Origin of the sequence: Cobetia sp. MMG027 (assembly GCF_027947415.1) — a bacterium.
Classification (GTDB): Bacteria; Pseudomonadota; Gammaproteobacteria; order Pseudomonadales; family Halomonadaceae; genus Cobetia; species Cobetia marina.
Map to the genome: position 1 here is coordinate 325,783 of NZ_JAQJIO010000003.1, position 13,853 is coordinate 339,635.

12 protein-coding genes are annotated in these 13,853 nt (G+C 64.5%); 6 read left to right on the forward strand and 6 right to left on the reverse strand.

Annotation, left to right across the window (positions count from 1 at the left end):
• Positions 1 to 60 precede the first annotated feature (60 nt).
• The 3 genes from nosP (at position 61) to PJK54_RS05435 (ending at position 4,165) form a co-directional block, all read left to right on the forward strand.
• A complete protein-coding gene (gene nosP / locus PJK54_RS05425) occupies positions 61 to 1,251 on the forward strand; it encodes a nitric oxide-sensing protein NosP (RefSeq protein ID WP_442870669.1) in 1,191 nt (396 codons plus the stop codon).
• Positions 1,241 to 2,674, forward strand: a complete 1,434-nt coding sequence (locus tag PJK54_RS05430; RefSeq protein WP_271302414.1) for a hybrid sensor histidine kinase/response regulator — start codon at positions 1,241 to 1,243, stop codon at positions 2,672 to 2,674. The genes nosP and PJK54_RS05430 overlap by 11 nt, the downstream gene beginning before the upstream one ends.
• Before the next feature lie 174 nt (positions 2,675 to 2,848).
• Positions 2,849 to 4,165 carry an Nramp family divalent metal transporter gene (locus PJK54_RS05435; protein ID WP_255303108.1) on the forward strand — a complete coding sequence of 439 codons (1,317 nt, stop codon included), beginning with the start codon at positions 2,849 to 2,851 and terminating at the stop codon, positions 4,163 to 4,165.
• A 50-nt stretch (positions 4,166 to 4,215) separates the two neighbouring features.
• On the opposite strand, the gene PJK54_RS05440 is transcribed toward PJK54_RS05435, so the two are convergent.
• On the reverse strand, positions 4,216 to 5,007 hold the full coding sequence (locus PJK54_RS05440; RefSeq protein WP_271302415.1) for a response regulator: 792 nt from the start codon (positions 5,005 to 5,007) through the stop codon (positions 4,216 to 4,218).
• A gap of 439 nt (positions 5,008 to 5,446) precedes the next feature.
• On the opposite strand from PJK54_RS05440, the gene exaC reads away from it, so the two are divergent.
• Together exaC and adhP are read left to right on the forward strand one after the other, a co-directional pair.
• Positions 5,447 to 6,967 (forward strand): acetaldehyde dehydrogenase ExaC, encoded by a 1,521-nt coding sequence (exaC, locus tag PJK54_RS05445; protein ID WP_271302416.1) that lies wholly within the window; start codon positions 5,447 to 5,449, stop codon positions 6,965 to 6,967.
• Between the two features lie 270 nt (positions 6,968 to 7,237).
• On the forward strand, positions 7,238 to 8,266 hold the full coding sequence (gene adhP, locus PJK54_RS05450; protein ID WP_271302417.1) for an alcohol dehydrogenase AdhP: 1,029 nt from the start codon (positions 7,238 to 7,240) through the stop codon (positions 8,264 to 8,266).
• Between the two features lie 197 nt (positions 8,267 to 8,463).
• On the opposite strand, the gene PJK54_RS05455 is transcribed toward adhP, so the two are convergent.
• From PJK54_RS05455 to PJK54_RS05470, 4 genes are all read right to left on the reverse strand, one after another.
• Positions 8,464 to 8,955: a pyridoxamine 5'-phosphate oxidase family protein gene (locus PJK54_RS05455; RefSeq protein ID WP_084209317.1), complete on the reverse strand. Its 492-nt coding sequence runs from the start codon at positions 8,953 to 8,955 to the stop codon at positions 8,464 to 8,466.
• Positions 8,956 to 9,131: 176 nt separating this feature from the next.
• Positions 9,132 to 9,623: a CreA family protein gene (locus PJK54_RS05460; RefSeq protein ID WP_271302418.1), complete on the reverse strand. Its 492-nt coding sequence runs from the start codon at positions 9,621 to 9,623 to the stop codon at positions 9,132 to 9,134.
• A 73-nt stretch (positions 9,624 to 9,696) separates the two neighbouring features.
• On the reverse strand, positions 9,697 to 10,038 hold the full coding sequence (locus PJK54_RS05465) for a DOPA 4,5-dioxygenase family protein (protein ID WP_271302419.1): 342 nt from the start codon (positions 10,036 to 10,038) through the stop codon (positions 9,697 to 9,699).
• Between the two features lie 100 nt (positions 10,039 to 10,138).
• A complete protein-coding gene (locus PJK54_RS05470; protein WP_254696411.1) occupies positions 10,139 to 10,909 on the reverse strand; it encodes a sulfite exporter TauE/SafE family protein in 771 nt (256 codons plus the stop codon).
• A 310-nt stretch (positions 10,910 to 11,219) separates the two neighbouring features.
• Here PJK54_RS05470 and PJK54_RS05475 point away from each other — a divergent pair, with 310 nt between their 5' ends.
• Positions 11,220 to 12,245: a succinylglutamate desuccinylase/aspartoacylase family protein gene (locus tag PJK54_RS05475; protein ID WP_077379197.1), complete on the forward strand. Its 1,026-nt coding sequence runs from the start codon at positions 11,220 to 11,222 to the stop codon at positions 12,243 to 12,245.
• Between the two features lie 144 nt (positions 12,246 to 12,389).
• Here the strand turns inward: PJK54_RS05475 and PJK54_RS05480 are convergent, their stop codons facing one another.
• Complete coding sequence (locus tag PJK54_RS05480; RefSeq protein WP_077379199.1) at positions 12,390 to 13,787, reverse strand: peptide MFS transporter; 1,398 nt, start codon at positions 13,785 to 13,787, stop codon at positions 12,390 to 12,392.
• Positions 13,788 to 13,853: the final 66 nt, after the last annotated feature.

A 13,853-nucleotide genomic window follows, 5' to 3' on the forward strand; every position in this document is an offset into this window, starting at 1 on the left:
GGAGGGGACATGACGGATGTCAGCAGTCGCGTGAAGGGAAGGCCGCAGCCACAGAGCGAGATGATTGCCGTACCGCTGGCCACGGCGGCCAGCCAGCTCAAGGACCCGCAGGCGGTGGTGGCCGAGCTGGCCCGAAAGCTTGATGACTCGCTCGGTGGCCGCCAGCGGCTCGGCGGGGTGCTGTTCTTCTGCTCGGCGGATTACCCCCTCCCGGCACTGGGTCAGGCGCTGGCCGATGCCTTCGGTGAGGTAGCGGTGAGTGGCTGCACCACCGCCGGCGAGATCACGCCCGAGGGCTATGCGCGCGGCTCCATCACCGCCATCGGCCTGGCGCGCAGCGACTTCGCGTTGGCGCAGGTGTTGATCGATGATCTGAGCGGCTTCGACCTTCCGCGCGCCCAGACGTTGAGTGATGAGCTGCTGGCGCGCTGTCGCGAGCAGGCCGTGGCGCCGGTGATGGGCAACAGCTTCGCGCTGACGCTGCTCGACGGGCTCTCGAGCAGTGAGGAGCAGGTACTGGCGACGCTGGATGCGGCGCTGGGCAGCATTCCCGCCTTCGGTGGCTCCGCCGGGGACGACAACCGGTTGGCGCATACCTATGTCTACGCCGATGGGGTCTTCCATGATCAGGCGGCGGTCGTGGTAGTGATCAATACGCGGCTGCCGTTCGAGGTCATCAGTACGCACCACCTCACACCGCTGGCCGACAAGCTGGTGGTGACGGCGGTGGACCGCGATTCACGCCGCGTGCTGGAGCTGAATGCCGAGCCCGCCGCCGAGGAGTATGCGCGGCTGGCCGGTGTCGCGCCCGAGGCGCTGGAGGAGGCGGTCTTCGCGCGCTGCCCGCTGGCGGTGCGCATCGGTGAGGCGCATTACGTGCGCTCCATCCAGCGCGTGAATGCCGATGCCAGCCTGAGCTTCTACTGCGCGGTGGAGACCGGCATCGTGCTCACTGCCATGCAGGCCACGCCGATTCTCGCGCAGCTCGAGCAGCGGCTGGCCGAGGTGGAGGCGCGTCTGGGGCCGCCCGCGCTGACCATCGGCTGTGACTGCTTCCTGCGGCGCATGGAGATCGAGGCGCTGGGGCTGGAGGCAGAGGCTTCGCGTCTGCTCAGGCATCACCGGGTGATCGGCTTCAATACCTACGGTGAGCAGCATCACGGCATGCACATCAACCAGACCTTCACCGGCGTGGTGATCGGCCAGCGCCGTCTCGCGGCCGATGGCACGGGAGGGCAGGATGGCGCCTGATACGCCGCTGACAGATTCCCGAAAGGACGGCCTGAGCGCTGAACTCGCCGCCCTCAAGGCGCGCAATCGCCAGCTGGAGAAGATCAACGCCGCCCTGATCGAGCGGGTCGAATCCAGCAGCCCTTCACCGAGCGCGCCCTACGCCGCCTTCGAGCACGCCGTCCTGCTGGCGGATCAGGTGCGCGAGCGTACCGACACCCTGCACCGCACCCTCGATGAACTGGGGGCACTCAATCGACGCCTGACCGCCGCCAAGGCCGCCGCCGAGGCGGCCAATCACTCCAAGACCCGCTTTCTCGCCGCCATCAGCCATGATCTGCTGCAACCCCTGAATGCCGCCCGATTGTTCGCAAGCGCTCTGGAAGAGCAGCTGGCGAGGCTGGCACTTGATGACCCCACGCCGCGCGACGCTTCGCCGGGCGAGCTGGTGGCGCGGCTGGGGCGCTCGCTGGCCGATGTCGAGAGCCTGCTGGGCACGCTGGTGGACATCTCGCGGCTGGATGCCGGCGTGCTGACGGCCGATGTCGCCACCTTCCCGGTGCGTGAGCTGCTGGATGTGCTCGCCGAGGAATATCGTCAACTGGGCGCTGCCCGTGGGCTGGAGTTGCACTACGTGGCCAGTCACCTGAGCGTCGAGTCGGACCTGCAGCTACTGGCGCGCGTGATACGCAATTTCCTGAGCAATGCGCTGCGCCATGTCCCGGATGGCTCGACGCGCGGACGCGTGCTGCTGGGGTGTCGCCGGCGTGGTGACTGGCTGGAGATCACGGTGGCCGACAACGGCCCCGGCATCGCCGAGCATCAGCGTGAGGTGGTCTTCCAGGAATTCCGGCGTCTCGCACCGCGCCAGGACAATGAGCAGCGCGGCCTCGGGCTGGGGCTGGCGATCGTCAAGCGCATCACCGGCCTGCTGGAGCACCCCCTGTCGTTGGCCAGCACGCCGGGGCGCGGCGCTGCCTTCGCGGTGCGCGTGCCGATTCGACAGCCTGCCAATGTGATGGGCCCGTCGGCTGACGCGCCTTCTCCCGGTCAGCCTTGCGCGTCACCGCTCGCGCAGCCGCTGCTCGATACCGTTATGTGGGTGGTCGAGGATGATCGGGAGGTATGTGCCGGCATGCAGTCATTGCTCGAGGGCTGGGGCGCGAGTGTCCACTGCGCCGATACCGCCGAGGTGCTGTTGCGGCAGGCGCTGGCCGCGCCGCCGGAGGTGTTGATCGTCGATCATCAGCTGGGTGACGGGCAGCCCGATGGTCTGGCGCAGGCACAACGCCTGCGCAAGCGTTGGCCAAACCTGCCGGTGGTGGTGATCAGCGCGGACCATTCGGCGCCGCTGAAGGCCAGGGCACGCGCGCTCGGCTTCGGGTTCCTCCTCAAGCCGGTCAAGCCGCTGCGCCTGCGCCAGCTGTTGCTCCATTGTCGTTAGCCTTCGCGGGGGAGGAAGAGGCAGGAGGGATTGAAGGAGACTATCAGCTACCGCGCTGAATTTTAATGAGAACTAATCGTATTTAGCATGTATGCTCGTGTCATGACATCCCGCATCCCCTTTCTCTGTTCGCGGGCCATTGATCTGGCAGGTTTCCCCCCCATGCTGAATATCATGTCCGATAAATCCGTACGTCATGCCGCCAGCATGTCGCTGGGCAGTGAAGGTGAAGCCTCTGCTGCCGGCGGTGTGCGCACTGCATCCCCTCTGTCCCTTGCGGGACGCCTGCGTCGCGCGCTGCCGTTTCTCGGCCCGGCGATGATCGCCGCCGTCGCCTACATCGACCCCGGCAACTTCGCGACCAACATCGAGGCGGGCTCCCGCTATGGCTATACCCTGCTGTGGGTGGTGCTGTGGGCCAACCTGATGGCGATGTTGATCCAGACCCTGTCCGCCCGGCTGGGGCTGGCCACCGGCAAGAATCTGGCCGAGGTCATCCGTGAACGCTTCCCGCGCCCGGTGGTCTGGGCCTTCTGGGTGCAGGCGGAGATCGTGGCCATCGCCACCGATCTGGCCGAGTTTCTCGGCGCGGCGCTGGCCTTCAATCTGCTCTTCGGGCTCAGCATGCTGGAAGGGGCGCTGTTGACCGGTGCCATCACCTACGCGGTGCTGGTGATGCAGCGCTACGGCTTCCGCATGATGGAGATGATCATCGGGGCGATGATCCTGGCGGTATCAGCGGGATTCCTGCTCGAGATCATCCTCAGTCGTCCGCCGGTGGAGCCGATCATCTACGGCCTGCTGACACCAGGTTTCCCGGATAGCCATGCCATCTTCCTGGCGGCCGGTATCCTGGGCGCCACCGTGATGCCCCACGTCATCTACCTGCATTCCGCGCTGTCCCAGAACCGCATCCGGGTGCGTGACAGCGGTCAGCGTCGTCGCGTGATGGGTTACTACCGTCTCGATGTGATCATTGGCATGGCGCTGGCGGGGCTGATCAACATGGCGATGCTGGTGCTGGCCGCCAAGGTCTTCCATGGCAATGGCGAGACCGGCGTGGCTTCCATCACCGAGAGCTACAAGCTGCTGTCGCCGCTGATGGGCCAGAATGCCGCCAGTCTGATCTTCGGCTTCACGCTGCTGCTGGCGGGGCTGTCCTCGTCCATCGTCGGCACCCTGTCCGGGCAGGTGGTGATGCAGGGCTTCGTCAACTTCCGCATTCCGCTGTGGCTGCGCCGCGTGATCACCATGGCACCGGCCATCGCCATCATCCTGATGGGGCTGCCGGAGCAGCAGGTGCTGGTCGCAAGCCAGGTGGTACTCAGCTTCGGGATTCCCTTCGCGCTGGTGCCACTGTTGATGTTCACCGCCAATCGCCGCCTGATGGGAGACCTGGTCAATCGTCACTGGGTGACGGCCATCGGCATGCTGGTGGCAGCGGTCATCATCCTGCTCAATGGCTATGTGCTGGTCGGGGAGCTGATGTAGGGCGAGTCACTCTGTCCCGACACCTGATGGGCAACGCCCCGGTTCGCGCCTCATTCGTGAGCGTTGGACCGGGGCGTTTCGCGTCGTGGGGCGGCAGAGGTCTCACTCGGGCCTGACACGGCAGGCAGGGCGTGGCTGGCCAGCAGGATCGCCTGCACCCGGCTGGCGACCCCCAGCTTGTGCAGGATGGCGGAGACATGCGACTTGACGGTGGTCTCCGCCACGCCCAGCTGCCAGGCGATCATCTTGTTGGACTCGCCCTGCACCATGCGCTCCAGCACGCCGCGCTGCTTGGTGGTGAGGGTCTGCCAGCGCCGCGCGAATTCAGCATCGCTGAGGCTCGGCGCCAGTTGGGGCGCTGGCGGTGGCACTGGTACCGATGATGCTGGTGCCGATGATGCTGAGAGCGGCGCTGGACGCGGCGCAGCGCGCATCAACTGGGCAGGCACGTAGACCTCCCCGGCCAGCATGCGTGCGAGGGCATCGCGCAGGGTCTGCGCCGAACTCGACTTGGACAGATACCCCACCGCACCGAGCGCCAATGCCTCGAGTACCGTCTCGCGCGCCTCGTGGGCGGAGAGAATCGCCACCGGCAGCCAGTCTGCCTCCTCGCGCAGGCGCGCCAGGCCTTCCAGGCCGTGGCTGTCGGGCAGGTCGAGATCCAGCAGCAGCAGGTCGAGGCTGTCAGCATGATGAGCGATCACGCTGAGCGCTTCCTCGAGGCTGGCGGCCTGCAGCAGCTCGTATTCTGGCGTAGAGCCGTCAGCGACGGCCAGATTCAGGGTACGACTGATGGCATCACGGAACAGCGGATGGTCATCCGCGATCAGCAGACGGTACATGAAGGCTCCTGGCCGGTCGTTGGCGGGCGATGTTCTGGTCATGACGTTCCAGGCCATGGCTTTCCTGATCATGACCTTGCTGACAATAGCTACCCTGAGCATAACGTCATGGCGTGGTGTCGTGCCTTGCGGCCTTCGCGGTATGGCCCGTCTTTCCTGTCCCCACCTGTCTTCCTGTCCCATCTTTCTTGCCTGCCGGGTTTCTCCCTTTTCTCCTCCCAAGGGATGAGACAGTTTCCGCCCATGGGCGCATGTCGCGAATGCCACAAGTGAACAAGACTGTGAGGGTCGCCTGATCAAGCAGTTCTTGATGCAGTCATTGATCCAGTCGTTGACGGTCAGGCGAGGGACAGGAGTGCCATCTCCTGTCCACATGACTTACAACAACAGGTCGTCGATCACGAGCGCCACTCGTGAATCCGACCCACAGGAGTTCGCCATGATCTACGCCTCCCCGGGCAGCGCCGACGCGCTGGTCACGTTCAAGGACACCTACGGCAATTACATCGGCGGGCGTTTCGTCGAGCCGGTGAAGGGGGAATATTTCGACAATGTCAGTCCGGTGACGGGTGAGGTGTTCTGCCGTATCCCGCGCTCGAGTGCGGAAGACATCGATCTCGCGCTGGACGCCGCCCACAAGGCAGCCCCCGCCTGGGGCAAGACCTCTGTGCAGGAGCGTTCCAACATCCTGCTCAGGATCGCGGATCGCATCGAGCAGAATCTCGAGATGCTGGCGGTCGCCGAGACCTGGGACAACGGCAAGGCGGTGCGCGAGACGCTGAACGCTGATATCCCGCTGGTAGCGGATCATTTCCGCTACTTCGCCGGTTGCCTGCGCTCCCAGGAGGGCACCGCGGCGGACATCGATGCCAATACCGTCTCCTATCACTTCCACGAGCCGCTGGGGGTGGTGGGGCAGATCATCCCGTGGAACTTCCCGATCCTGATGGCGGCCTGGAAGCTCGGCCCGGCGCTGGCGGCGGGCAACTGCGTGGTGCTCAAGCCGGCGGAACAGACCCCGGCCTCGATCCTGGTGCTGGCGGAGCTGATCAATGACCTGCTGCCGGCAGGGGTGCTCAACATCGTCAACGGCTATGGCGCCGAGGCGGGACAGGCACTGGCGACCAGCAAGCGCATCGCCAAGATCGCCTTCACCGGCTCCACCCCCGTGGGCTCGCACATCCTCAAGTGCGCCGCGGAGACCATCATTCCCTCCACGGTGGAGCTGGGCGGCAAGTCCCCCAACATCTACTTCGCTGACATCATGAATGCCGAGCCCGAGTTCATCGACAAGGCCGCCGAAGGGCTGGTGCTGGCGTTCTTCAATCAGGGCGAGGTGTGCACCTGCCCGTCACGCGCCCTGATCCAGGAAAGCATCTACGACGACTTCATGGCCCGTGTGATGGAGCGCGTGAAGACCATCAAGCGCGGCAATCCGCTGGATACCGACGTGCAGGTTGGCGCACAGGCCTCCCGCGAGCAGTTCGACAAGATCATGTCCTATATGGATATCGCCCGTGAGGAGGGGGCCGAGGTGCTCACCGGCGGCAGCAGCGAGCAGCTGGAGAACGAGCTGGCCAACGGCTATTACATCCAGCCGACCCTGCTGAAGGGCCACAACGCGATGCGTGTCTTCCAGGAGGAGATCTTCGGGCCGGTGGTCGCCGTCACCACCTTCCGCGACGAGGCCGAGGCGCTGGCCATCGCCAATGACACCGAATTCGGTCTCGGCGCCGGTGTCTGGAGTCGCGACATGAATGTCGCCTTCCGCATGGGCCGCGGTATCCAGGCCGGTCGCGTGTGGACCAACTGCTACCACCAGTATCCCGCCCATGCCGCCTTCGGTGGCTACAAGAAATCCGGTGTCGGTCGCGAGACCCACAAGATGGCACTGGAACACTACCAGCAGACCAAGAACCTGCTGGTCAGCTACGACATCAATCCACTCGGCTTCTTCTAGGCCTGACCGTCAGCGCCACCGAGGCTAGTGGCGCTGAATCCACCTCCCGCGATGCCTCCTCGAGGAATTCCTCTCGATGCCCGCGCCAGATCCGACTTGCTTGATCTGGCGCAGGGCAGGGAGCACCGCGTCTGGTTTCAATGAAGAGGCAGGTCCGGGGCGTGCGCGAACACTAGCCCTCGCTCACGACCGGACGGGATCGCACTCTCCGCCTGATCTCTGGCTCGCCTTTCCAAGGTTCGTCTTTCGACAATGAATGAGGAGTCCATCATGGATAACAGCATGAAAGCCGCCGTGGTACGTGAATTCGGTGCACCGCTGGTGATCGAGGAAGTCGCGGTACCGCGACCGGGGCGTGGCGAGATTCTGGTCGAGGTCGCCGCCTCCGGGGTCTGTCACACCGACCTGCACGCCGCGCATGGCGACTGGCCGGTGAAGCCCAACCCACCGTTCATCCCGGGACATGAGGGAGTGGGGACCATCGCGGCGGTGGGCGAGGGTGTGACCCACGTCAAGGAAGGCGACCGGGTCGGGGTGCCCTGGCTCTACTCGGCCTGTGGCCATTGCGAGCATTGTCTGGGCGGTTGGGAGACGCTGTGCGAGAGCCAGCAGAACACCGGCTATTCGGTGAATGGCGGCTTTGCCCAGTACACGCTGGCGGATGCCGGCTACGTGGGGCGTCTGCCGGACAGCGTGGGCTTCGTGGAGATCGCGCCGGTGCTGTGTGCCGGGGTCACGGTCTACAAGGGGCTCAAGATGACCGACACTCGTCCCGGTCAGTGGGTGGTGATCTCGGGGATCGGCGGCCTGGGTCACATGGCGGTGCAGTACGCCCGCGCCATGGGCCTGAACGTGGCGGCGGTGGATGTCGATGATGCCAAGCTGGAGCTGGCCCGCCGTCTGGGGGCCACCGTGACCGTGAATGCCATGAAGGAAGATCCGGCAGCCGTCATCAAGCGCGAGATCGGCGGCGCGCACGGCGCACTGGTGACGGCGGTGTCGCCCAAGGCCTTCGATCAGGCCCAGAACATGCTGCGCCGTGGCGGTACCCTGGTGCTCAACGGCCTGCCGCCGGGTGACTTCCCGCTGCCGATCTTCTCCACGGTGCTCAACGGCATCACGGTGCGTGGCTCCATCGTCGGCACGCGTCAGGACCTGCAGGAGGCGCTGGACTTCGCCGCGGAAGGCAAGGTCGCGGCCACCGTGCAGACCGGCAGGCTCGAGGACATCAATGACATCTTCGGGCGCATGATCGACGGCAAGATCGAAGGGCGCATCGTGCTCGACATGAAGTCTTGAGGCGTTCAGTGTCCTGAACTTGAATCCTCTCCACCGACGACAGGTCTGCAGGAATCGGCAGGACTCGGCAGGCGGCAGGAGACCAGACACGACAACGCCAGCCCTCGGGCTGGCGTTGTCGTGTCTGGCATGGCCGTGTGCGTCAACTCTCACGCGGTCACTTCAAAGAGCTCTCCATGACGAGCTCGGGCTTCTGCTCATACCGTGCCGAATTTCTCGTTCTCACCCATGTCCGGGGTGTGGTCCTTGTCGAGGTTGGCGCGCGCAATCTCATAGAGTTGATACGCCTTGCTCTCCTTGGCCTTCCAGTGCTCACCGGATTGCACCTTGACCTCCAGCAGAGTGACATCGGGGTCATCCTTGCCTTCCGGGAACCAGGCGGCCACGAACGGATTCCAGAACTTGTCGATCAGGCCCTGATCGCGGTGCAGATTGGCATGACCGCTCAGCGACACATAGACGCCATCATCCTGATCGGAAAAGCTCAGGCAGACCTCGCTGTCCTTCTTTGCTTCAAACACCTTCTCGGCACTGGCTCGCGTGAAGAACCACAGGGTGCCGTCGTAGTCATCCTGCACCAGATGCATCGGGCGGGCATGTGGCATGCCGTCACCCTGCGTCACCAACATGCCGACCTTCACATCCTTGATCAGCTTCCAGATCTTCTGCTTGTGCTCCGGGCTCGACATCGTGTGTCACTCCTTTGCCTCATGCGAATGAAAATCCGGCTGGCTAGCCGTTGAACAAGACCTTGGAGCGACACCCCACAACTTCAAGGGATGATGGTGAAGCTTTCGCTTGATGAGTCAGCACTTGATGAATCAGCGCTTGATCAATCGGGGCTTGATTCAGGCGCCCGGGCGGCTCACTGCGCTGCCGGTGCCTGCCAGGCCTCGCTGCCCCACAGCGGCACGCTGCTCAGCGCATGCTTGAAGCTGCCGCTGGTTTCCTTGGTGCTGTAGGCGATGTAGAGCAGGCTCTGGGAGTCACGGTCCAGAATACGGCGGATCTTGAGGCTCTTGAGCAGCACGCTCTTGGACTTGCGATAGACCTCCTCGCCACTCTTGGAGGTGTCGATGTCGGCGAGCATCGCCGGGGTGATCGGGCCGGTCTGGCGGCAGGCGATGCTCATGTCGGAGGGGTCGGAGAAATCGAGATTCGCCTCGATGTTGCTCAGGTGACAGGTCACGCCCGGCACCTTGGGGTCGATCAGGCTCTCGATCTTGATGTCCTTGGTGGTGAACAGGCCCAGCGAGACATCCCCGACCTCATTGTCGTCACAGCCGACCAGCAGCAGGCCAGAGGCGATCACGCCCAGCAGGGCGGCACGAGGGGATAGGCGGCGCAGTCGAGTCATGGGGTCATCCTTGAGTCAGTGGGTAAGGCGAAAGCGGCAAGGCGATGATAGCGTGTCGGGCGACGTCCGGGCCTCACTCATCGCCGAAGACGTGCAGATTCAGCAGGTGGGAGCTGCCCAGCCACATCACGCCCTGGGTGTGATCAAAGAGATCATCACCGGTGCCGGCGTGCACGAAGATGTCCAGCGTGCCGCGATTGAGCGCCAGCCACGGGATGATGCGCCCGAAGTCTTCGGGAGCGAAGGACAGCTGACAGCTCCACAGCGGGTGCGGGCCTACCGGCTGCTCATGAAAGCGACCGACGCGCAGCGGAAAGTGCTGCTCGGCCTGGGCCGCCAGCTCGCGAGCGGCGGCCAGACTCTGCTCATCGGTGTAGTAGAGGTGTGCGTGGTAGTAGTGGATCTGCGGTGTCATGGCGTTGCCCCGATCATTCTCGAATGTCTGTCTGAAAGCGTGGCCCAGAAGGTCATGTTGGCTGGCGGCAGAGGTCGCCAGGCGTGATGGCGCGGGGAGATCAACCCCAGGCCTTGTAGATCAGCTGCACGCCGACCAGTGCCATCGCGAGGATGATCAGGCGGAAGAACAGCCTCTCGTTGACGCGGGATTGCAGCCACAGGCCGCTCCTGACACCTGCCCAGGCCACCGGCACCAGCAGCAGCGAGGTGGACAGACTGGTGAGGTTGACCTCGCCCAGCGCCACGTAGGGGCCCAGCTTCATCAGATTCATGCCTGCGAAGATGATCACCGTGGTGGCGATGAAGGTCTCCTTGGGATGCTGACGCGGAATCATGTACAGGTTGTAGGGCGGGGCACCGGCGTGGGCGAAGAAACTGGTGAAGCCGGCCGTGGCACCGGCAGGAATGGCCAGCCAGCGCGGCAGCGGGTTCCTCGCGGTGGGCTTGAACAGCATGTAGGCGGCGAACAGCAGCGAGATGACGCCCAGCAAGCCACGAATCATGTTCTCGTTCAGCTCATCGAACAGCACCACGCCCACCGCGATGCCGATGGCGGCGCTGGGCAGGATGATGCGCACCTCCGACCACAGCTGCTTGCCCCACCAGGCGCGAGCGCTGAGAAAGTCCATCACGATCAACAGCGGCAGCAGGATGCCGGCCGCTTCCAGCGGACCGATGGCGAGTGCCATCAGCGGCACGGAAAGCGAGCCGAACCCGCCGGCGAAGCCGCCCTTGGAGATGCCGGTCAGGTAGGTCGAGAAGACGATCACGCTCCAGGCCAGGGCGGAGTAATCGGGCAGGGTCAGCAGAGAGTCGAGAAGATCGGTCACGGGCAGCTCTTGTCAGTGGCAGTCAGGACGAGGCCGGGGCGTATCATTCTCGCCATGTCGCTCCCGTCATATCGTGCTCGCCATGTCGTGGTCAGGTGTCGTCACGCCGTCGGCGTCATGCCATTGTTGAACAATTCCGTCCGGTCTTCATCCCGACACGCTGCAATGAAGTCTTTCCCTTGACGCACCAATGCGCTAAAAGGCGCATGTCGCACAGTGTTTTCTTTCGAGACACTGGGCGAGCAGCCTGATCTGGCAGGAGCTGTCACGACGCCTGTCGCTCGTTGGTCGAACAATCTCTGAGGTGGCGATGTCACGCGCTCCATTTGAAATCAGCGGTACCCGCATCGCGCCGGGAACGCGGGCCCAGGTCGATGTGCCTGTCGCCAAGCTCTACACCCACGCGCCGTTGCATATCCCCGTCGAGGTGGTGCATGGCCGTCAGCCCGGCCCGGTGCTGCTGGTGTGCGGTGCCATCCATGGCGACGAGATCAACGGTGTCGAGATCGTGCGTCGCCTGCTCAAGAGTTCCAGCCTCGCGCGGCTGCGCGGCACCTTGATCGCGGTGCCCATCGTCAACGTCTTCGGCTTCGTGCAGCACACGCGCTACCTGCCGGACCGCCGTGACCTCAACCGCTGCTTCCCGGGCAGCGAGAGCGGTTCGCTGGGCTCGCGGGTGGCGGCGCTGTTCCGTGAGCAGATTGCCGATCAGGCCACCCACATCATCGACCTGCACACCGGCGCGATCCACCGCACCAACCTGCCGCAGATTCGCGCCACCATGAGTGGCAGCGACGCCACGCGTCAGATGGCGGATGCCTTCGGTGCACCGGTACTGCTGAACGCCGAGCTGCGTGAAGGCAGCCTGCGCGCCTATGCCAGTGGCCGTGGCGTGCCGGTCATCACCTATGAGGCCGGCGAGGCGCTGCGCTTCGATGAGTGGGCGATTCGTCCGGGGGTCAGCGGCGTGAAGCGCGTGATGCGCTCCATCGGCATGCTGGCCAAGGACCGCGACCGCAAGCCCAGCTCCCGCGCGGTGGAGATGTCCAACGGCTCCAGCTGGGCGCGCGCCTCCATCGATGGCATCGTCCAGAGCCGCGTGGGTCTGGGAGACCGCGTCGAGAAGCATCAGGTGCTGGGCATCGTCGCCGACCCCTTCGGCAACAGCGAAAGCGAGGTGTTGTCGCCCGCGGATGGCATCATCATCGGCATGGCCAATCTGCCGCTGGCCAACGAGGGCGAGGCGCTCTATCACGTGGCGCGCTTCCATGCGATCGATGATGCCGAGAGCGCCGTCGACAACTTCCAGCAGCTGTTCGTGCCGGACTCCATCTAGGCGGTTTGTTTCACTTCAGGCCACTTAATGGCCCTGTTGCTGGCAGTGACAACGCAAACGCCCCGCTCAATGAGCGGGGCGTTTGCGTTGTTGCAGCAGCCTGTCGTGTCGTCGTCGACAGTGAAGATGACGACGACTGCGAGATCAGCCGTGGCTGGTCTGGGTCTCGAGCGGGCCGTCATGACGCGCTTCCGCGCCGTGCATCCAGTCGACCAGCTTGCCGGCGAACACCAGCAACAGCAGGCCGCCGAGCACGCCCGTGATGGCGATGCCACCGAACACGCTCATGGCGCCGGCTTCGCCGACCAGCGAGCCGATCATCCCGGCCAGGTAGTTGGCCAGTGCCACGAAGGCGAACCAGGCGCCCATCATCAGCGCGCCCATGCGAACCGGCGACAGCTTGGTGACCATCGACAGGCCCACCGGTGACAGGCACAGCTCCCCCAGGGTGTGGAAGAAGAAGGCACCGACCAGCCACATCATCGAGGCGCTGCCCGCGGCTTTCTGCTCCAGCACCGCGCCGATCATGCACACGAAGCCGATGCCGAGGGCGATCAGGCCGAAGGCGAACTTGACCGGCGAGCTGGGCTCGCGATCATTCATGCGTGTCCACAGTCCCGCCAGCAGTGGCGAGAGCAGGATGATGAACAGCGGGTTGAGCGACTGGAACCAGGCCGCCGGGACTTCAAAGCCCATCAGCATGCGGTCGGTGTAGTCCTGCGCGTACAGTGCCATCAGGCCGCCGCCCTGCTCGAAACCGGCCCAGAACAGGATGGTGAACAGACCCAGCACCAGGATGACCTTGATGCGATCGCGCTCCTCGCGGCTCAGCGGTGTCCTGGTGGTGCTCCTCTTGCTCAGGCGAGCCTCGCGTCTGGCGCTGGGCTCCACGCCGAGCTCGCCCAGATGGCGTGGCGCGAAGATCAGCTGGATGGCGACCGCCAGCAGCATGCCGATACCCGCCACCAGGAAGCCGGCGTTCCAGCCATAGCCTTCCGCCATGGAGCCCGCGACGATACCCGACAGCAGCGCACCGAGGTTGATGCCCATGTAGAAGATGGTGAAGGCACCATCACGACGGTGATCGCCCTGTGGATAGAGATCGCCGACCATCGTCGAGATATTGGGCTTGAACAGGCCGTTGCCGACGATCAGCAGGCCGAGACCGACGTACAGCAGCATCTCGGCATCCAGACCACTCATGTCCGGTGGCACGGCCAGCACGAACTGGCCGGCCGCCATGATCAGACCCCCGATCAGAATCGCGCGGCGTGCGCCCAGCCAGTTGTCCGCCAGTGCGCCGCCGAACATCGGCGTGATGTACACCAGCCCCGTGAAGATGCCATACAGCTGCAGGGCATCGCCCTGATTCCAGCCCAGCCCGCCGCTGGTGACGGCATCGGTGAGATAGAGCACCAGCAGGGCGCGCATGGCGTAGTAGGAGAAGCGTTCCCACAGTTCCGTGGAGAACAGCAGATAGAGTCCGGCCGGGTGCCCGAACAGCTCACGGCTGTTGGCTCCGGAGGGGGAGGATGTGGACATGGAACCTCGAAGGATGTGTCAGCATGAGCAGCGCAGTCCGTCATGGGGGACTGCATGGACCGGTCC